The organism is Kitasatospora aureofaciens, from assembly GCF_019192735.1.
Taxonomy (GTDB): Bacteria; Actinomycetota; Actinomycetes; order Streptomycetales; family Streptomycetaceae; genus Kitasatospora; species Kitasatospora aureofaciens_A.
The window spans coordinates 96,867-116,384 of the sequence record NZ_JAHTKP010000016.1 but is presented as its reverse complement, the minus strand read 5'-3'; the positions used below and the strand labels follow the sequence as shown (position 1 = coordinate 116,384).

Annotated in this window: 13 protein-coding genes; 2 read left to right on the top strand and 11 right to left on the bottom strand. The window is 75.7% G+C overall.

What is annotated here, in order from left to right; translation table 11 throughout:
* Positions 1-129: 129 nt before the first annotated feature.
* From KV557_RS18855 to KV557_RS18840, 4 genes are all read right to left on the bottom strand, one after another.
* Positions 130-3,231 (bottom strand): non-ribosomal peptide synthetase, encoded by a 3,102-nt coding sequence (locus KV557_RS18855; RefSeq protein WP_218201731.1) that lies wholly within the window; start codon positions 3,229-3,231, stop codon positions 130-132.
* A gap of 190 nt (positions 3,232-3,421) precedes the next feature.
* A complete protein-coding gene (locus KV557_RS18850) occupies positions 3,422-4,750 on the bottom strand; it encodes a non-ribosomal peptide synthetase (protein WP_256177611.1) in 1,329 nt (442 codons plus the stop codon).
* Positions 4,751-4,797: 47 nt separating this feature from the next.
* Entirely contained in the window at positions 4,798-6,087 is a 1,290-nt protein-coding gene (locus KV557_RS18845; RefSeq protein ID WP_218201729.1) for an MFS transporter, read from the bottom strand.
* A gap of 331 nt (positions 6,088-6,418) precedes the next feature.
* Positions 6,419-7,969, bottom strand: coding sequence for an AMP-binding protein (locus KV557_RS18840; RefSeq protein WP_218201727.1), 1,551 nt, complete (start codon positions 7,967-7,969; stop codon positions 6,419-6,421).
* Positions 7,970-8,189: 220 nt separating this feature from the next.
* Between KV557_RS18840 and KV557_RS18835 the strand changes: the two genes are divergently transcribed.
* Positions 8,190-9,293 carry a hypothetical protein gene (locus KV557_RS18835; RefSeq protein ID WP_218201725.1) on the top strand — a complete coding sequence of 368 codons (1,104 nt, stop codon included), beginning with the start codon at positions 8,190-8,192 and terminating at the stop codon, positions 9,291-9,293.
* Positions 9,294-9,307: 14 nt separating this feature from the next.
* Here KV557_RS18835 and KV557_RS18830 read toward each other — a convergent pair whose 3' ends face one another.
* The 5 genes from KV557_RS18830 to KV557_RS18810 are packed head-to-tail and all read right to left on the bottom strand — an operon-like array spanning position 9,308 to position 15,801.
* Positions 9,308-9,718, bottom strand: coding sequence for a hypothetical protein (locus KV557_RS18830; RefSeq protein WP_218201724.1), 411 nt, complete (start codon positions 9,716-9,718; stop codon positions 9,308-9,310).
* A 12-nt stretch (positions 9,719-9,730) separates the two neighbouring features.
* Positions 9,731-12,427 carry a bpX6 domain-containing protein gene (locus tag KV557_RS18825; RefSeq protein ID WP_218201722.1) on the bottom strand — a complete coding sequence of 899 codons (2,697 nt, stop codon included), beginning with the start codon at positions 12,425-12,427 and terminating at the stop codon, positions 9,731-9,733.
* The gene (locus KV557_RS18820) at positions 12,424-14,097 is read right to left on the bottom strand and encodes a hypothetical protein (protein ID WP_218201720.1); all 1,674 of its coding nucleotides are present in this window, start codon (positions 14,095-14,097) and stop codon (positions 12,424-12,426) included. The genes KV557_RS18825 and KV557_RS18820 overlap by 4 nt, the downstream gene beginning before the upstream one ends.
* Before the next feature lie 43 nt (positions 14,098-14,140).
* Complete coding sequence (locus tag KV557_RS18815) at positions 14,141-14,545, bottom strand: bpX5 domain-containing protein (protein WP_218201718.1); 405 nt, start codon at positions 14,543-14,545, stop codon at positions 14,141-14,143.
* Positions 14,542-15,801 carry an AAA family ATPase gene (locus KV557_RS18810; protein WP_308129967.1) on the bottom strand — a complete coding sequence of 420 codons (1,260 nt, stop codon included), beginning with the start codon at positions 15,799-15,801 and terminating at the stop codon, positions 14,542-14,544. Before KV557_RS18810 ends, KV557_RS18815 begins: the two co-directional genes overlap by 4 nt.
* A 278-nt stretch (positions 15,802-16,079) precedes the next feature.
* Here KV557_RS18810 and KV557_RS18805 point away from each other — a divergent pair, with 278 nt between their 5' ends.
* Positions 16,080-16,742: a response regulator transcription factor gene (locus KV557_RS18805; RefSeq protein ID WP_218201715.1), complete on the top strand. Its 663-nt coding sequence runs from the start codon at positions 16,080-16,082 to the stop codon at positions 16,740-16,742.
* A gap of 136 nt (positions 16,743-16,878) precedes the next feature.
* Here the strand turns inward: KV557_RS18805 and KV557_RS18800 are convergent, their stop codons facing one another.
* Both KV557_RS18800 and KV557_RS18795 read right to left on the bottom strand, forming a co-directional pair.
* Positions 16,879-18,129, bottom strand: a complete 1,251-nt coding sequence (locus tag KV557_RS18800) for a sensor histidine kinase (protein ID WP_218201713.1) — start codon at positions 18,127-18,129, stop codon at positions 16,879-16,881.
* Positions 18,126-19,517 (bottom strand): FtsX-like permease family protein, encoded by a 1,392-nt coding sequence (locus KV557_RS18795; RefSeq protein ID WP_218201712.1) that lies wholly within the window; start codon positions 19,515-19,517, stop codon positions 18,126-18,128. Before KV557_RS18795 ends, KV557_RS18800 begins: the two co-directional genes overlap by 4 nt.
* Between the last annotated feature and the right edge of the window lies 1 nt (position 19,518).

The window sequence follows — 19,518 nt, the reverse complement described above, 5'->3', positions numbered from 1 at the left end:
GCAGGGGCATTCGCCAACGTGCACCTCTTGATGGTTCGCTCGCTGCGCTCGCTCATGCGCCCACCTCGCTGCGCTCGGTGGCCGCTTCGCGAAACGCGCACCTCTTGATGGTTCGCTCGCTGCGCTCGCTCACGCGGCACCTCCGGTCAGTTCGCGGGCCTGGTCGGCCAGGACGGGGTGGCGGAAGAGGGTGCGCAGCGGCGGCCGGCCGCCGAGGTGCGGTTCCAGCCAGGCGGCGAGTTGGGCGGCGAGCAGCGAGTGGCCGCCGACCTCGAAGAAGTGCGACTCGGCGGTGAACCGGTCGTGGCCGAGCACCTCGCGCCAGGCGGCGGCGACCAGTTCCTCCCCGGGGCCGTCGAAGGCGGCCGGCTCGACGGGGGCCTCGGCCGGCTCGGGCGCCTCGGCGGCGAGCCGGGCGAGGGCGGCGCGGTCGGGCTTGCCGCCGGGCAGGGTGGGCATCGCGGGCAGGGCCGTCCAGGTGGCCGGGACGAGCCCGCCGGGCAGCCGCTGCGCGAGGGCGGTGTGCAGGGCGGCCTGGTCGGGCCGCTCGGCGCCCTCCAGGAAGCCTACCAGGCGGGGACCGGCCTCCGGGTCGGTGTGCAGGACCACCGCGCAGGAGCGGCCGCCGAGTTCGGCGGAGGCTGCGGCCTCGATCTCCTCCAGTTCGATCCGGTGGCCGCGCAGCTTGACCTGGTTGTCGGTACGGCCGAGGAAGCGCAACCTCCCGTCCAGGTCGCGGTAGCCGCGGTCGCCGGTGCGGTAGACCCGCTCGAGGCCGGGGAGGTCGCGGAAGCGCTCCGCGGTCGGCTCGGGCAGGCCGAGGTAGCCGTCGGCCACCATGGCGCCGCCCACGGCGAGTTCGCCGACGCAGCCGGCCGGGAGCGGGCGCAGCGCCGCGTCCAGGACGTGCATCCGCACGCCGGGCAGCTCGACGCCGAGCGGCACCTCGCCGTCGCTGTCCAGGTCGGCCGGGGCGACCTCGTGCACGGTGGAGGTGACGGTGGCCTCGGTGACGCCGTAGGCGTTGAGCACCGTGGTGGCCCCGGTCAGGCCCGCCAGCGCGCGGGCGGGCAGCCGCTCGCCGCCGAGGACGAGCAGCCGCGGCGTCCAGCGGCCGTCGCCCATGGCCTCGCGCAGGTCCTCGCGGACGGCGAGCAGGTAGCTGGTGGGCAGGTTGGCGACGGTCACGGCGCGGGCGGCCAGGACGGCGACCAGCTCGGGCCCGGTGGGCACCTCGCGCTGCGGCACGACGAGGGCGGCGCCGGCGGCCAGCGCGGGCAGCACCTCCTCCAGCGCCACGTCGAAGGACGGGCGGGCGAACAGCAGCACCCGGTCGGCGGCGGTCAGCTCGTACCGTCCGGCAAGCGCGGCGACGTACCCGGCCAGCGCCGCGCGGCCGACCAGGACGGGCTTGGGCACGCCCGTCGAGCCGGAGGTGTGGATCACGTAGGCGGCGCCGTCGAGCACCGCGGCCGGGTCGGCCTTGGGGAAGGCCGGTCCGTCCAGGAGCGCGGGCGTGACGCCGTCGACAGGCAGGGCGAGCGCGCTCTGCCTGGTGGCGAGCACCAGGGCCGGGGTCAGCCGGTCGAGCAGCAGCCCGAGGCGGGCGGCCGGGTCCTCGGCGGACAGCGGCGCGTACACGGCGCCGTGGCGCAGGCAGGCGAGCAGGGCGACCACGCTGTCCACGCCGCGCGGCAGGACGGCGGCCACCGGCTGGCCGGGCACCACCCCGGCGGCGCGCAGCCGCTCGGCGAGCTCGGCCACCCGGCGGTCCAGCTCGCCGTAGGTGATCCGCTCGGTGCCGGCGATCAGGGCGAGGGCGGTGGGGTCGTGGACGGCGGCCGGGTCGAGGGTGGCGGCCGCGTCGGCGGTAGCGGGCTCGACGCCTGCCACCGCAGGGGTGACGGTCTCCGCCGCCGCCAGCGAGGCGAGCGCCGTCTCCGGCCGGTCGAGGTAGGCGCGCAGCAGCTCCAGCAGCCGCTCGGACAGCAGGGCCGCCTCGGCCTCGCCGAACAGGTCCGCGTCGTAGTCCCAGACCAGGGTCATTCCGGCGGCGCCGTGCTTCTCGCCGACCACCCGGCGGTCGTCCGGGATCAGGACGAGGTCGAGGTCGAACCGGGTGGTGCCGGTGTTGAAGCCCTCGTACAGCAGGACCTCCAGGCCCGGCACCCGCACGTCCGGCAGCGCCGCGTCGTGCGCGCTGAACATGACGTTGAACAGCGGGTTGTCCGCGCCGGTGGTGTGCAGCCCGAGGCGGCGCGTCAGCTCCTGGACCGGGAGGTCCTGGTGCGGCAGGGCGCGCAGCAGGACGTCCGTCACCTCGTCGACGGCCTCGGTGCCGGGCGCCTCCGGGTCCAGCCGCAGGCGCAGCGGCACCGTGTTCACGAACATGCCGACGGTGCCCTCGAAACCGGCCGGGCGGTTGCCGACGGCGGTGCCGACGACGAGCTCGTCGCGGCCGCTGTGGCGACGCAGCAGTTCGGCGAGCAGCGCGAGCAGCGTGCTGAACGGGGTGTGGCCGTCCGCCTTGCTGCGCTCGCGCAGCCGCTCGGCCAGGTCGGCGCCGATCGCCTGGCGCAGCTGCCCGCCGCGATGGCGGCGGACGGCTCCCGGCCGGGCCATCCCGGGCAGCGTGACCTCGCGCGGCGCGTCGGCCAACTCCCGCACCCAGAAGGCGAGTCCGTCCTCGCTCGGGCCGGTGGCGGTGCGGACGTGCCGCTCGTACGACGGCGCCTGCGGCAGCTCGTACCGCTCGGCGAGGAGGTGGGCGCGGTAGACGGTGAACAGGTCGCGCAACAGGAGCGCGAAGGAGTGGCCGTCGTGGATCAGATGGTGCTCGACGTGGATCAACCGGTGGTGGTCGTCCGCCAGTTGGACCAGGTGCCAGCGCAGCAGCGGCGCCTGCCCGGTGTCCAGCGGCTCCTCGGCCTCGGCGGCGAGCAGGGTGCGGAATGCGGCCTCCGGGTCGGCCTCGGCGGAGAAGTCGCTGGTGCGCAGCCGGGGCTGGCAGTTCTGCGCGACCCGCTGGCCGGGCAGGCCCTCCGGACTGGCGACCAACTCCAGCCGCAGGCCCGGATGATGGGCGAGCACGGCGGCCAGGCCGACCCGCAGGGCGTCCTCGTCGAGCGTGCCCCAGAGGTCGAGGACGGCGGTGAAGTTGTAGGCACGGCTGCCGGGCAGCATCTGCTCGTGCAGCCAGACGATCTCCTGCGAGGAGGAGAGAGCGAACATGGCGACTCCCATGTGGTGGCGGGCGTGTTCGTCCTGCGGTGGCGGAGCGGGTGTGGGGTGGTCCCGCCCCGGCCGGTGCCGGGCGCGCCAAGGGTGGTGGCGCGAACGGCGGTACGGCGTGGGGGTCTTGGGGGTCTTGGGGGTCTTCGGAGGTCTTGGGGTTCTTGGGGATCTGTACGGCGGCGCGCGGTCAGGCGGCCGGTTTTAGGTGGTGGCGCAGCGTGCCGAGCAGGCCGTCGAAGGCCGCCTCGGCGGTGGCGTCCGGGAAGCGTTCGCGGTCCCAGGCGAGGCGGACCAGCAGGTCGTCGCCGTGTGAGGCGGAGACGGCGAGCGGCACGGGCAGGGGACGCCCGGCCAGGTGGGTCTCCCGGCCGGGGACGCCGGCGAGCGCGAGCGGCGGGCGGCGGTGCAGGTCCTCCAGGGTGAGCAGCCCGTCCAGGGCGCCCGTCCAGGCGGCGCCGGCCCCGCGGGCGGCGCGGACCACCTCGTCGAAGGGCGTGTCGGCGTGGTCGAGGTCGTCCCACCAGGCGTCGGCGAGTGCGTCCAGGTCGTCGGTTGGGCCGAGTGTGCCCGCGTGGACGAGGGTGTTGAGGAAGCAGCCGAGCGCGGCGGGCGCGCCGGGCGGGCGGCCGCCCCACGGGTAGCCGAGGGCGAGCGGCGCGTCCGTCCCGTACAGCCGGTGGCCGGCCACCGAGACCGCGTCCAACAGGGCGGGGAAGACTGCGCTGCGGGCGGCGCCAGTGGCGGCGGGCAGCCGGTGGCTGAGCATGCCGGTGGACTGCACCGGGCTTCCGCCGGCTCCGGCCAGACCGCCGAGCCGCCGGCCCCAGTGGGCGGCCGCGGCGGGGGTGGACGCGGCGTCCTCGGCGGCGAGCTGGCACTCGACGGCCACGCGGTAGGCCGCCAGGGCGGCCGGGTCGAGGCCCGCGCCGGGCTCCTCGTCCTGCGCGTACGCCTCGGAGAGCTCGGCCGTGACGGTGCCCAGCGCCTGCTCGTCACAGGCCGCGTGGTCCAGCGCGACGGCGAGCAACTCCTCGTCGACGTCCGGCTCTTCGGCCATCAGCAGGCGCAGCGCCGGCCCGTTCGCCGGCCAGTCCAGCAGGGCCTCGCGCAGCGCCTGCCGGGCCGTGCCGCCGGGCGCGACGGCCACCCGGACCGCCTCCGCCGACGGCCCGCCGACGCGCAGCACGGGTGTGGCGCGGACGGTCACGAAGCCGCCGCACAGTGCCGGGTGCCGGGCGGCGACGGCGGTCGCGGCGCGGCGCAGCCGGGGCAGGTCGACGGTGCCGCGCGGGTAGGCGAAGAAGACCGGCACGATCTCCGGGCGGCCGCCGGGCGTGAGCCGGCGGGTGATCAGGAAGCGCCGCTGGGCGCCGGTCAGCGGGAGGACGGAGTCGGGTGCGTCGGCCGCGACGGCGCGGTACCGGGCGAGGTAGGCGGCGGTGATGCCGGCGGAGCTGCGAGCGGTAGTGCCGGCGGTGCTGCTGCTTGTGCTACTGGTTGTGCTGCTGGCGTGCACGGAACGGTCTCCGGTCTCGTCTCGGTGGCGGTTCGTGGCGGTTCGGTTCAGGGCGCGGGGCTCCCGGCCGCCCGGGGCACGTCCTCCACCGGCAGTTCGCGCAGCCGGCGCAGCGGCGACAGCAGCAGCGGCACCGGCACGACCAGGAAGCCCGCCGCGCAGAGCCACAGCGCGGTCCGCGGGCCGGCCGCGTCCGCGACGACGCCCCCGGCCAGTGCGCCGAGCGGCAGCGTGCCCCAGACCAGGAAGCGCATGGTGGCGTTCATCCGCCCGAGCAGCTCGGGTGGGCAGACGGTCTGCCGGAAGCTCACCTGCGCGACGTTGTAGGCCACCGCGCCGAACAGCACCACCGCCGAGCCCACCCCGAACAGCAGCACGCCGACGCCGCCGCCGGACAGCGGCCACAGCACGGTGAACGGCCCGGTCACGAGCGGGGCGAGCCAGATCAGCCGGGCCTGCCCGACCGCCCGGGCCAGCCACCCCGCGCAGAGCGCGCCGGCCAGGCCGCCGACGGCGGAGGCCGACAGCAGAACGCCGATGGCGCCCGGCGGGAGGTCCAGCACGCGCACCCAGAAGACCGTCTGCACGGCCATCAGCACGGCGGCGAACAGGTTGGAGACGGCGGTGGCGGCGGCGATCACCCGCAGCAGCGGGTGCCGGAGCACGAACCTCACGCCCTCCCCCACCTCGGCGCGCAGCGACCGTCCGGGTTCCGGTTCCGGCCGCGGCTCCTCGATCCGGATCCGGGCGAGCAGCAGCGCCGAGGCCAGGTACCCGCAGGCGTCGGCGACGATGGCGAGCGGCGCGCCGAGCAACTGGACGAGCCCGCCGCCGAGCCCCGGCCCGGCGATCTGGGCCGAGGAGCGGACGGTCTCCAGCGCCCCGTTCCCGCCGACCAGGTGCTCGCGCGGCAGGACGGACGGGAGGAAGGACTGGTGGGCGACGTCGAAGAAGACCGTCGCCACCCCGGTGACCAGCGCCACCAGGTAGAGCTGGGCCATCGTCAGCACGCCGAGCGCGGCGGCCGGCGGGATCGACCCGACGGCCAGGCAGCGCACCACGTCGGCGCGGATCAGCACGGGCAGTTTGCGCATCCGGTCCAGCCAGGCCCCGGCGGGCAGGCCGACCAGCAGGAAGGCGGCGGTCTCGGCGGCGGTCAGCAGGCCGACCTGGAAGGGGTCGGCGTCCAGCACCACCACCGCGGCCAACGGGAGGGCGACCAGGGTCACCTGACTGCCCGTCTGGGCCGCGGCGGCGCCCGAGAGCAGGAGCCGGAAGTCACGGTGACCGAGGAGGCGGCTCCGGGCGGAGGAGGGCGTCTCGGTGATTTCGTTCATCAGTACGACTCTCGGCCACCGCTTCGATACCGGGCAAACGCCGGGTCCGTTTCCGGACGAACCGAGCGCCGAACCGATCCCGCCACTCCCCGGACCGGCGTTGACGCCCCGCTTACACACCCCGAAACCGCGCCGGCGGCCCGCTGTCCAGGGGAGACCGACCCTCCGGGCGGTCGGCCGCCGCCGGCGCGGCGCGTCCACACCTCCGTCCGATATACGGACACACACTTTCCAGCCACCGGACGGATGGGCTCAACTTGGCCGGTTCCTGCGGAATATTGACGCTCAGTCACCTCGATGTGGTGTCGGTGTGGTACGGCGCAACCGAGAGCTACGCCAGCGCGTCGCGCAGCCGCTTCTTGTCCGGCTTGCCCACCGCCGTCAGTGGGATCTCCGGCACCAGGTGCAGGGCCTCCGGCGCGTACATCCGGCCCTTGCGCGCCGTGACGAACTCGCGGACCTCCGCGAGCTCCGGCCGGTGCCCCGGCGCGGCGACGACCGCGACGTGGACGTGCTCCACCTCCTCCTGGTCGCGGACGCCGAAGACCGCGCACTGGGCGATCGCCGGGTGGGTGAGGAGGAGATCCTCCACCTCGGACGGGTAGACGTGCCCGCCGACCACGATGATCACGTCCCTGAGCCGGTCGGCGAGGTAGAGGTAGCCGTCCTCGTCGAGGTAGCCGATGTCCCCGGTGTTCAGCCAGCCGTCGTGCAGCACCTCGGCGGTGAGGTCGGGCCGCTTCCAGTACCCGGCCATCACGGTGGCCGAGCGGACGTGGATCTCGCCCTGCTCCCCCACCGGCAGCTCCGTGCCGTCGGCGGCGCGGACGGCCAGCTCGACGCCCGGCAGCGGGCGGCCGACGGAGATCTGGCCGCCGTGCCCGACGCGGTCGTGCTCGTGCGGGCCGAGGATGCAGATGTTCTGTGCCTCGGACTGCCCGTAGCCGCTCACCAGGACCGGGCCGAACACCTTGAGCGCCTCGCGCACCCGGGTCGGGGAGGCGGCGCAGCCTCCGTAGGAGACGCGGGCCAGGCTGGACAGGTCGGTGGCGGCGATCGCCGGGTGGTCGAGCAGCTGGTAGAGCAGGGGCGGCAGCACCCAGGTGTCGGTGATGCGCTCGCGCTCGATCGCGGCCAGCACGTCCCCGGCGTCGAAGCCACGCTGGAGGACGACGGAACCGCCGTGGTAGAGCGCGAGGTCGGTGAAGACGCCGGCGAGGTGGGCGAGCGAGGTGCACGCGAGGTAGCGGGGCGGGGCGCTGCCGGCGTACGGGACGTCGAAGACGCTCCGGTAGGGGCCGTGCAGGCTGCGAATGCCCTTGGGGATGCCGGTGGTTCCGCCGGTGTGGCGGATGCCCCAGTCGTCGTCCGGCCGGATCTGGACGGCCGGCGGCTCGACCGGCTGTCCGGCGGAGGCGGCGATGACGTCCTCGCCGACGGTGCCCTCGCCGACGGTGTCCGAGCCGTCAGTAACGGGCCCGAGGGAGAGGACCGTGGGCACGTCGATCAGGGGGACCAACTCGGCTTCCACCGCCTGCCGTTCGGCGTCCACGAGCAGAATGCCGGTGTCGACGCTCGCCACGATCTCGGCCATCGTCGGGGCGCTCATGCCGTCGTAGAGGCTCACCAGGCGCGCGCCCGCGAGGCTCGCGGCGTACCGGGCGCTCAGCGCCTCGGCGGTGTTGCCGGTGAGCAGGGTCACGGTGACCCCGCGCGCCGCGCCCCGGTCGGCGAGTTCGCGGGCGAGGCGGTAGGTGGCGGCGGCGAAGTCGCCCGCGGTGATGTCCTCCCCGTCGGCGGTGGTCAGCGCCCGGCGGGCGGGGTCGGCGGCGAGGGCTCGAAGGATCAATTCGGGGGCGCTGACGAACTCCTGCTGATTCATGGCCACTTCCTTCTTGATTTGTGCAGGTTTCTGCACCCTAACCCCACGCACCCGCCCCCATCAGGGAGTCCGGCCGCCGCGCCTCCTCGGCACGCCGGACCAGGTCCGTGATCAGCACCGCACCGTCCTCCTCGCCGGGAAACACGCCATGTCTCCATCAAGCCCCGTCGACTAGTCTGCCCTCGCACCGCACCCGCGGTACGGAGAATGGGGGGACACCATGTCCGTCAACACCGCTCACGGGCTCCTCGCGCGCACTGCGCGCTGGGGCGCCGCGCTCGTCGCCGCCGGGACGCTGCTCGCGGCCACCGCCGGCACCGCCCAGGCCGCCGGGCCGGTCAGCGGCACCGAGGCGGTCATCACCGTCGGCAACCGCCAGGCCACCCCGACGGTCAGCCCGGACGGCACCACCGCGTACGTCGTCACGGCCGACGCCAAGGACAACCTCGTCCTGGCGGTGGTCGACACCCGCAGCGGCGCGATCACCGGGCAACTCGCGCTCGGCGCCAACCGATGGACCGTCTACACCGCGCTCAGCGCCGACGGCTCACGCCTGTACGTCCTCAACTACCTCAGCCTGAGCATCGTCGACGTCCCCACGCTCACGCTCCTCGGCACCACCGCGCTCCCCGACCAGCCGCGCCCGGCCGACTGGCGCGTGGGGGCGCCCGGCGGCCTCGCGCTCAGCCCGGACGGGAGCACCGCCTACGTGTCGCAGTTCGGCCCGCAGACCGCCGGCCGCATCGCCCCCGGCCGGGTGCTCGCCTTCGCCCCCGCGCAGCGAGCGTTCACCGCGTCCGTCCCCCTGCCCGCCGCGATCCCCGAGGACCTGGCGGTCCGTCCGGACGGCCGCGACCTGTACATCGGCAGCGAGGCGGGCGTCCTCCACCTCGACACCAGCGGCGGTGCGCCCAGTGTGACGCGCGTGGTCCCCGGCACCGAGACCACGAAGGACTCGCACCTGACGCTCAGCCCGAACGGCCACCTGTTCGCCGTCAACGGCGCGGGCGCGGGCACCGGGGACGAGATCGACCCCGCCACCGACACCGTCACCCGCCGCCTCACCCTCACCCCCGGCAGCGCCTCCCTCCTCCACCCCCGGGTCAGCCCAGACGGCCGTCGCCTCTACGTCGTCGACAACTCCATGGAGAAGGGCCCCTCGGTGATCACCGTCGACACCGCGACCGGCACCGTCGTCCCGGAGGAGGCGCTCGCGCTCAACGAGGAGTCCGTCGACGGCATGGTCCTCGGCCCCGACGGCCACACCCTCTACGCGGGCGGGCGGGTCGTCAGCATGGGGTACCTCCAGATCCTCAACTTCTAGGCGGCTCCGGCTCCTTACGCCGTGAAGCGGGCCGCAGCCGGGCCGGCGAGGAGTCCGGGCGGGACGCGGCGGCCGTAGGCGAGGAGCAGCAGGACCTGGGCCCGGGCCTCGACGAGGTCCGGGCCCTCGCCGTAGCCCCAGTCGGCATCGGTCACGCGGAGGCGGACGCCGTCGAGGCGCGCGCCGAAGAAGCGCAGGCTGCAGCCGCTGATCAAGCCGAGGAGCGCGGTCGCGCGCGGGAGCGGGAGGCGGGGCGGCAGGGCCACGGTGATGTCGAGGCCGTGGACGACGTCGTGGGCCAGGCCCGCGATCCGCCCGCCGACCGGCGGGCGCCAGGGGTGGTCGGCCTCGCCACCGCCCTCGCCGCATTCCGCCAGGACCGCCCCGGTCTCGGCATCTCCCTCGCCGAGGACACTACCGGCCACATGCTTGCCTCCTCAGCTCGCCGTCACCCGCAGGTTGGCGAGGACGGTGGCGCCGTCGGGGGCGGCGGCGAGGACTCGGCCGCTGTGGTGCCACAGGGTGACGGCGCCGCCGTGGTGGCGGATGCCGACCGGCCCGGCGTCGGCGCCCGGGAAGAGGGCGGTGAAGGCCGGGGTGGTGCCGGTACCGGCGGTCACCTGGGCGCCGGCTTCGTGGTGCGTGAATGCCCACCAGGCGGCGTCGCTGTGCAGCGCGCCCTCACCGTCGACGGGCAGGTCGGCGGCCGACTTCTCGCCCGTCCAGCGGAGCCCTGCCGGCCCGCTGCCGAGCAGGCGGCCGTCGGCGAGTGTCACCGCGTCGGCGGCATCCGCCGGGTTCAGGGCGTGGCGGGAGCGCAGTTCCCAGCCGGGCTGGTCCCAGTGCCACAGCTCCGTCATCCCCGCCATCCGCCCCTCCGCCCGGGTCTGCACGACGGCCGTGCAGCCGGCCGACGAGCGGGCGATGCGACCCAAGGTCCGTTGCCCGCCGCCGAGTTCGCGCCAGACGGCGGTGGGTCGCGGGGTGTGGGTATCCAGCACGGTGATGCCGTCCTCGTCGACGGTGATCAGGAGGCGCCCGTCGAAGGACGGGACGATCTCCCGCACCCGCAACGCTGTCCAGGGGCGGACGGCCCGGGTCGCAAGGTCCAGGTGCACGATCTCGTGGACCTCGCCGTAGCGGGCGACCAGGAGCGCCGTGCCCCCGTGGTCGGCGAGGACCAGCTGGTCGGCGGGCACGTCCCAGCGCACGCGGGTCCGGCCGTCCGGGGCGAGCAACCGCACCCCGGCCTGGCCGCAGGCGACCAGGACCGCGCCCGAGTCGAGCCGCGCGGCGTCCCGCACGGGGAGCGTGCCGGGCCGGTCGGCGGCGGTGATGACCGGCGCCTCGCCGACGGGGCCCTCGCCGACGGGGCGCGCGCTGCGACGCGGGCGCAGCAGATCGGCTCCGGCGAGCGGGTCGGCACGCTTCAACAGCCGCTCGTAGAGGGCACGTTCGGTGCGCACGTCATGCGAGCCGTCGAACCCGCCCGCCCGGACAGCGGCACGGAGGGCCGCGGTGGTCAGCTCACGGTCGGCGGCCGGGTCCGCAGCGGGCAGGTCGGCCAGCGCCGTGGCGAGGGCGAGGCAGCCGGAGGCCTCCCCGCCCCCGTCGAGGACGGTCCGGGCAAGCCCCCGCGTCGCGTCGCCCGCGCCGAGGGCGAGCAGGTGGGCGAGGGCGCGCCCGCGGACCGGTCCGCCGAGGGCGACGGCGTCGCGCAGGTCGGCTGCGACGGTCGGGCGCAACGTCTCGTCGGGCCAGGCGGCCTCGACCGCGCCGAGCCGGTCGCCGAGGGTGCGGCAGTGTTCGACCCAGGCGGCGCGCAGGTCGCGGGCGGCCCGGGGGTCGGTGTCGGTGAGCCGTTCGACGGCGGGGGCGAAGGCGGCGTGGTGGTGGGCGATGCGGACGGCCCGTTCGCGCTCGCCGGCCCGCCACCACAGGCGGACGACCAGGTCGGGGGCGAGCCGCCGCCCTTCGGCGAGTTCGGCGGCCTGGGCGGTGCGGCCGTGCCGGTCGAGCAGGGCGACGGCCTCGGCGGGTGTGCCGAGCAGGTCGGCGAGGACGAACGCGGCCTCGTCGATCCGGCCCTCGCGGTCGAGGGTCTCGGCGGCCTGCCGGTAGAGGTCGGTCAGGTGCCGGTGGACGGTGGGCCCGCTGATCGGGCCGACGACGCGCGGGCGGTCGCCGAGGTCCGGGGTGGGCCGCAGCGGGCCGGCGAACCGGCGGGGCAGGCGGCGGCTGAACCAGTACGGCCGCCCGCCGGTGTCTCCGCCGTCCAGCCGGATGGCGTCGCGCAGGGCGTCCTCCCAGCGGCGCTCCTCGAACGCCCGGGTGAGGTCGCGCAGGTAGCGGAGGTGGCGGCGGCTGAGCGGGCTGCCGGTGGGGGTGCGCCGGGCGCTCGGCCGGGCGTTGGACCGCCCACCGACCGTTCCGCCTACACGCCGGACGCGACGGTCGCGGAGGCCGAAGCCCAGGAGCACGGCGCAGCCGGCACCGACCGACAGGAGGAACGCCCCGAGGTGGAAGCCCCGCCGGGCGACGAGACCGGCCATCAGGACCGCCCAGACCACGACCACCAGGAGCACCACTGCGGCGATCAGACCCCAGGCCGCGCTCCCGACGGACGGTTCGTCCGACAAGCTCGCATCCCGGTTGAGTCGACGGGCGCGGACGGTGCTTTCGGGGATGCGGGCCGCGGCGCGAAGGTCCACGGCGGGCGGCCGCGGCACGTCCTCCCGGACGGGCTCGGACACCACCGGGGTGCCGACGGCGCCGAGGCGGTGCAGGGTGATCCCGGACAGGTCGAGCCAGTCGGACGGGTTCAACAGGCGTAGCTCGGTAATGACATGACGGATAGTCAATCCACCAGCAGTGATCAGGAGTTCACCCAGGCCGGCCGCTTGATCCAGGCCTACGGCCGTCAGGCCGCCCCCCACCGACCGAAGCGGCTGCCCCGACGCCCGGTCGGCCGGCGTCTCCACCGGCTCGGGCAGCGTGAACAGCCAACGCCCGTCGGGCAGTTCGCGCAGCTCGGCGCCGTCCCGCCAGCCCGCGAGGACACGGTCGGCGGCCTCGGCCGTGCCGATGACGGGCACGTCCAGGACGAACCCTGCGGCGTTGACGACGAGGCTCACTCGCTGCTCCTGATCGCGAGAAGGACCTTTCCGGTCAGGGCGTTCCCCGTCTTCAACCGGCCCGGCCGGGGCTCGGCAGCGATCATCGGCCAGATCGGGTGGACGGCGGGCGGGGCGACACCGCCGGAGAAGCTGGTGAGCGTGCGGACGAGGCCCTGGCGGACGCTGCGGACAAGGCGGGCGCTACGGGTGCACGTGATGAGGACGGGTGCTCCGTTCTCCTCGGCGACCGCGATCACATCACCGCCATCCGGCAGTTCGAGGAATCGGCGTTCGCCCGCCGGCATGCGGATGTCCCACCCGTGCCCGTCCTCGGACCACGCGAGGATCCCGGCGCCGTGCACGAGGTGCTCGCACTCCTCCACCCCGGGCGGGATCTCGCCGCCGAACAGCCGTGGCTCGCGCGCGCGGAGGAACGGCTCGCCGCCCCGGGTCGACACCACCGGACCGTCGATGGTGACCCGACCGCCGGGCGCGATCCGCCGCCAGTGCCCGGCCACCGGGACGAGCAGGTCGTCGCCGTCCCGCAGCAACGGCAGGACCGGGTGGTTCGCGAGGTCGGCGAGCGCCGGGCGGTCGAGCCCCAGGTCGCCCAACTCGACGTTGTACTGGCGGCGTTCATGGATCTCTCGGCCGCTGACGTAGAGCGACAGCCGGTCGTACTGAGCGTAGAGCGCGAGCAGCCGCCGGCCGGTGCGTCCGGCGGCGACCACCTGCCCGGGGAGTTCGTGCCGCCGCGGCCGGACGCTCCCCACCATGTGCACCATGCGGGGCGACAGCCTCACCGCGAGTAGGACGGACGACTGGTGGCCGCGCGCGAGCAGCGTCGTGGAGTCCGTGGTGAACGCGGGCAGCGCTCCCCCGCTGGCGGGCAGCGGCGCGGCGACCGTGGTGGGCTGCCGGAACGCGGCGCCGCGCAGCGCCCGGACGGCGATCCGGCCGGTGGGCAGCGGCAGTTCGGCGCCGGCGCCGCCGTCCAGCCGGATCGTGACCCGAGCCGCGCCGTCGGGGCCCCAGCCCGTCTCCTCGCTGGTCACCACCCGCCCGCGGGCGGGGAGCAGGTCGCCGAGGCGCCGGGAGGTGAGCAGCCACGCCCGGTCGCCCTCGTCGAGCGCCTCCTCGGCGCTCCGGACGTCCTCGGGGGTGGGGTCGACCGACCGGCGCGCGGAGAGCCAGCGCGGCAGCAACTGGGCGATGCTCCCGTCGAGCAGGCGACCAGGCGGGTCGCCGAGGACGCCGACCAGCAGCTCGGTGCCGCGGGCGGTGGCGCGACTGTGCAGCACCAGCAGCGCGGCGAGTTGGACGAGCCGGCCGGCACCGGCCTGGGCGGGGCCCGCGTCGACCAGGGCGACGACCCGGCCGCGGGTGGTCGCGGCCCGCAACTCGGGGGCGGCGTACAGCAGTTCGCGCTCCGCATGGCGGCGCAGGAACTCGTCCGGGAACTCCTCGGCGAGCAGCCATTCGGAAGGCAGCAGCTGGTCGGGGCGCCCAGTGCGGGCGAGGCCGCCGAAGCCGTCCGGGGTACCCATGGCGTCGGCGATGGGTTCGCGCGCGCCGACGAGGGTGTCCAGGCGTCGCACCAACGGGCCGAGGGCATCGGCGAGTTCGGGCGCGAGGACGGCGAGGGCAGCCGCCCACGGCGTGAGCGGGGCAGGCAGTCCGGCGGTCATCGCGACACCCTCCGGAGAGTCGTGGCAGACACACCTGCGGTCATCACGCCAACCCCCGAACGTACGGCTCCAGCGCCTCCGGATCGGCCCCCGCCCGCGGCACGTCGGCGACCAGCGCATGGCCCGGCACCAGCACGCACACCTGCCCGTCCACCGCACCGAGCGCGGCCCGCCACAGGCCGGCGGCGGGCCTCAACCGGGCCGTGGTGGGGACCAGCAGCTCGCCGTCGCGCCCCAGGTAGCGGGCGCCGTCGGCCCACGGCAGGTCCTCGGCCGCGCCGAGCACGAGCAGAGCGGTGTCGTCCGCCACGACGCCCAGGCGGGCGCCGGCACGGAGGCGGTCACGGGTGGCGGCGGCAAGCGCGGGGACGCCGTCGCCGAGGGCGAGCACGGCCGTGGTGGGCAGCGGCGGTTCGCGTCGTTCCCAACGGAGCTGGACGGTGGTCACGCGGGTGCGACCGCCGCGACCAGCCCGGCGCGTATGTCGGCCAGTGGGGCGGGCAGGTCGGCCGGGTCGAAGCCGGCGTCGATCTCGCGCAGGACGGCTTCCAGCCGCAGCCGCGCGTCCCGGCCGCCGGGCAGCCCGGCGTTCCGGGCATGCCCGGCGAGCTCAGCGTGCTCGGCGAGCTCAGCGTGCTCGGCGAGCAGAACCGTGCCGGTGCGCACGAGACGCTCGGCGCGGGCGGCGGTGCTGCGGGAGAGTTCCTCGGCGGTGCGGACCAGGCTCCGGTTCGCCGCCTGGTCGATCAGGTCCGCGAGGGTGCCGCGGGCGAGCTCCTGGGTGTCGGCGGTGGGTGCGATCAGCGGCAGCACCCAGAGGTCGCGCGCGGAGGCGGCGGCGCGCCCGTCGAGCACGGCGGCGGCCGCAACGAGGTTCTGCGAGCGGACGGCCCGGCGGTCGCTGATCGGCACGCCGGCCGCCCGCAGGCGCCGCAGCGCGATGCCCAGCAGCGGGGTGACGGAGTGCAGGTCGCAGGCCCGCGCGGCGGCGGCGAGCCGGTCGAGGGCGCCGAGCAACTGGGCCGGGCCTCCCGGGGACACCGGAGGGGAGACGGCACGACGGCCCGCCACCAGCAGGTCCTCCAGCCGGGTGTCGGAGACGGGTTCGACGAAGACCCGGGCGACGAAGCGGTCCGCGAACGCGGCCAGGGCCGGGTCCTCGGGCAGCTGGTTGGCGGCTCCGACGCAGACCCGCAGCGGGCTGGCGAGTACCGTCCGGCCACGCCGGAACACCCGGTCGTTGAGCAGGCCGAGCAGGGTGTTGAGCACGGCCGTCGAGCCGAGGAAGACCTCGTCCAGGAAGGCGATCTCGGCCTCGGGAAGCATCCCTTCGGTCTCGAACTCGACGCGCCCTTCGCGGAGCCGGCGAAGGTCGACGGGACCGAACAGCTCGTTCGGCTCGGTGAACCGGCCGAGCAGGTACTCGAAGTACCGCCCGCCCAGCTGCCCGGCGACCCGCCGTACGGCCTCCGACTTGGCCGTTCCGGGCTCACCGATCACCAGCAGGTGCTCACCCGCGACGGCGCACAGCGCCACCACCTCGGCCACCGTCTCCCGGTCGACCAGCCCCCGCCCGGCGGCGGCCACGGCGGCGGCGATCAGCTCGGCGTCGCCGGCCGGGCCCGAACCGGGCACGGCGGTAGCGGCGGTAGCGGCGGTAGCGGCAGCGGGACGGGGCGTCAGGGCGTCGGTCGTCTCGGTCACGAGCACCGGAGTCTACGGGTGCCCGGACCGCGCCCACCAGCGGGTTTCCCAGCAGGCCGACGGCGGGGGTGATCACCGCGACCGGGGGCACGCCAACCGGCTCCGTCCGGTCAGGACCCGGACGCCCGACGCAACGAGCGGTCGGGAACGGCGAGCGCGAGCAGGAGGGCGGCACCGCCGAACATGAACAAGGCGAGGTGGTGCAGCCCCGCGGTGCTCGGCCGCGGTGCTGTTCGGCGGTGCCGTTGGGGACCGCGCCCGCCCCGGATAATGGCGGCATGATCGACAAGCCGCTCCGCGTCGTACTGGCGGAGGACTCCGTGATCCTCCGGGACGGGATGGTCGAACTCCTCGGCGCCCGCGGGTGCACGGTGGTCGCCACCGCCGGGACCGCCCCCGACCTGATCGCCGCCGTTGCCGAGCACCGCCCCGACGTCGCCGTCGTCGACATCCGGATGCCGCCCACCCACACCGACGAGGGCATCCGCGCCGCCGTCGAGATCCGGGCGAGCACGCCCGGGGTCGGCATCCTGGTCTTCTCCCAGCACGTGGAAACCACCTGGGCAGCCCGCCTCCTGGCCGACGGTGCAGCCGGCATCGGCTACCTGTTGAAGGAACGGGTCGCCCGCACCTCGGAGTTCGTGGACGCCCTGCACCGAGTCGCCGAGGGCGGCACCGCCCTGGACCCGGAGGTCGTCACCCGCCTGATGCGCGGCGGCCACCGCAGCCGGGTCGACGCCCTGACGCCACGCGAGCACGAGGTCCTGGAGCTCATGGCGCAGGGCCACTCCAACCGCTCGATCGCCACCCGGCTGGCCGTCTCGGAGCGCGCGGTGGAGAAGCACGTGGCCGCCGTCTTCACCAAGTTCGACCTGCCCGCAACCGACGCCGACAACCGCCGGGTCAAGGCCGTCCTGGCCTACCTCTCCGAGAACGGGTAGCCGCCTCCCCTCGGCCGTTCTCGCCGACTCGACCTCACATGCCACATGGCTTCCGCGAGGTCGCGGGGCTGGGCGTTCCGCCCCGGAAGCAGCGTCAGCAACCAGGCAGGCCGGGTCGGCCGACGCCCGCTCCGCGTCACAGCCTGCTCGGCAGCTCCGCAGTGACCACCGTCGGGCCGCCGGGCGGGCTGTCCACCCGCAGCACGCCGTCCACGGCCGCGAGCCGGGCCGCCAGCCCCGCGAGTCCCGTACCCGCGCCGAGCGAGGCGCCGCCGCGCCCGTCGTCCCGGACCGTCAGCCGGACCCGACCGCGCGCCGCCGTCGCCGTCAGCTCCGCCGAGCGGGCGCCGCTGTGCTTGGCGACGTTCGTGAGCAGCTCGGCCGCACAGAAGTAGACGGCACGCTCGATCGCCTCGCCGGGCCGTTCCCGCAGGTCCAGCTGGATCGTGACCGGCACCGGCGAGGTGGCGGTGAGGCTGGGCAGCGCCTCGCCGAGGCCGCCGTCGAGCGCCACCGGGTGGATGCCCCGGGTGAGCCGGCGCAGGCCCGCGATGGTGTCGTCGGTCTGGCCGCGGGCCCGGCCGACCAGAGCGCGCAGCCGCTCCAGATCGGGACCGGGTCCGGGGGCGGCGTCGAGCGCGTCGTCGGCGAGCGAGAGGGTGATGGCGAGGGCCACCAGCTGCGCCTGAGTGCCGTCGTGCAGGTCGCGTTCGAGTCGGCGGAGCCCCTCGGTGTTCTCGGCGAGCAGGGCGGCCCGCGCGTTCTCCAGCTCGCGGACGCGCTGCTGGGACTTGGCCGGGCCCAGCAGCAGCCGGGCCAGGCCACGGCTGGCGCGGCTCACCGCGCGCAGCGCCGCAGGCAGCGCGGCCAGAACCGCGAGCCCGACCGGTACGGACGCCAGGTCCAGCCAGCCGACCGCCCTCGGCCCGGGCTCCAGCAGCCGGACCCAGAGCGGGAAGCCGATCACCCAACCGCAGCCGAGCGGCAGCAGGACGGCGACGGCGAAGCCGAGCGCCCCGAGCGGCAACCGCAGCAGCAGATAGAGCAGCGAGCGCCACGCGACCGGGTCGGTCAGCCCCACCTTCCCGCGCGCGAGCACCCCGTGCGGGCGGGGCAGCGCGGGCGCTGGCGCGACTCGCTCGCCGAGGAGCCGTCCCACCAGCCGCCGGTGCAGCGCGCCGAGCCCGCGCGCCCCGGCCAGGGCGACGACCACGAACGGCAGGCCGAGGACGGTGAGCGACAGCAGCACCCCCGCGTAGAGCACGGCGACGGCATAGACCCCGCCGAGCACCCCGAGCGGCAGCCCGAGCACCGCGAAGGCGAACTCACCGCCCCGGACGGACAGGTACCGCCGCCGACCGGCACCCGCCGCACTGGCCTCACTCACCCACGCTCACCGCCCACCACCTCCGCCGCCGAGCCACCCACGGCCCGCAACCCCGACCCGAGCACCGCCGGTACCGTCAGCACCACCGCGCCCGCCACGACCCACCCGCACGCCGCGCCCGGCACCACCGGCACCACCGACCCCGTCACCGCCCTGCTGAACGCCCCCGCCGCTGCCACGGCAACGCCCGCGCCGAGCAGCACCCCGACGGCCGTCGTCATCACGGCCTCGACCGACAGCATCCGCAGCAGCTGCCGACGCGTCCCGCCGACCAGCCGGAGCAGCGCGAACTCGCGGCGGCGGTCCGCTGTCAGCGCCACCAGGGTGTTCACCGTGGAGACAGCCGCGAAGCAGACCAGCAGCCCCAACTCCGCCTGGCGCAGCCAGACGTCGCTGGCCTTCGTGACGCTGGTCGCGGCGCCGGCCGCGCGCGCCACGTGCTCGGCGGTACGAGTCGTGATCAACATGGTGCTCGACAACCCGACCAGCAGTGCGACCGGCACCACCGCGGACGAGAGCCGAGCCGCGTACCCGCGCAGGTTCGCGTCGGCCAGCCACCCGGTCCCTGGCGCCAGCGCCCGCACCGGCGCGCCGAGCACGGCGGCCAGCACGCGCGCCACCGGCGGCCCCAGAAGGGCGACCGCGACCAGCAGCACGAGCGACCCGAGCAGCGCCGCCTGACCCGCCTTGTCCAGCTCGTCGGCCGACCTGGTCGCCGCCAGGCGCAGCAGCAACGCGCCACCCCCGAGCGCACCCGCCCCGGCCAGCAGCCGCACGACGCCACCCGCCCGGCCGTACCCGGTGCTGCTCGCCGCCAGTGCGGCGGCCGGGGCGATCCGGCTGATCCGCCGGGCCGCCACGGCGGTGGCCGCGAGCCCGACCAGCAGCGCAGCGACCAGCGAGACGGCCATGGGCAGGGGTGTGCCGGGTATCCGGATCCCGGGCGCGGCCATCCCGCGCTGTTGGAGCGCGGCCAGGAACCATCGCGCGGCGAGATGACCGGCCGCCCACCCCGGGACCGCGACCAGCACGGTGGTCGCCGCGACCTGGACGCGCACCAGCCGCCGCACCTGCCGGGGTGTCGCCGCGATCGTCCGCAACAGGGCGAGATCGCGATGCTGCTGCCGCAGCGTGAACCCGAGCGCGTTGACCACGACGAACAGCGCGACCAGCACGGCGATCTCGCCGAACGCACCCGCGATCACCATCAGACCCGGCCCGCCGACCGCCACCGACCGCACGGCGGCCGGTGCCGCCAGCTGGGCGGCGACCAGCGAGCCGAACAGCGTCACCGCCGCGATCGCGAGGAACAGCGCGACCGCCAGTCCCGCGAAGGCCGCCGGGCGGCGCCGGATCTGGCCGACGGCCAGCGACAGCGTGGCACTCACC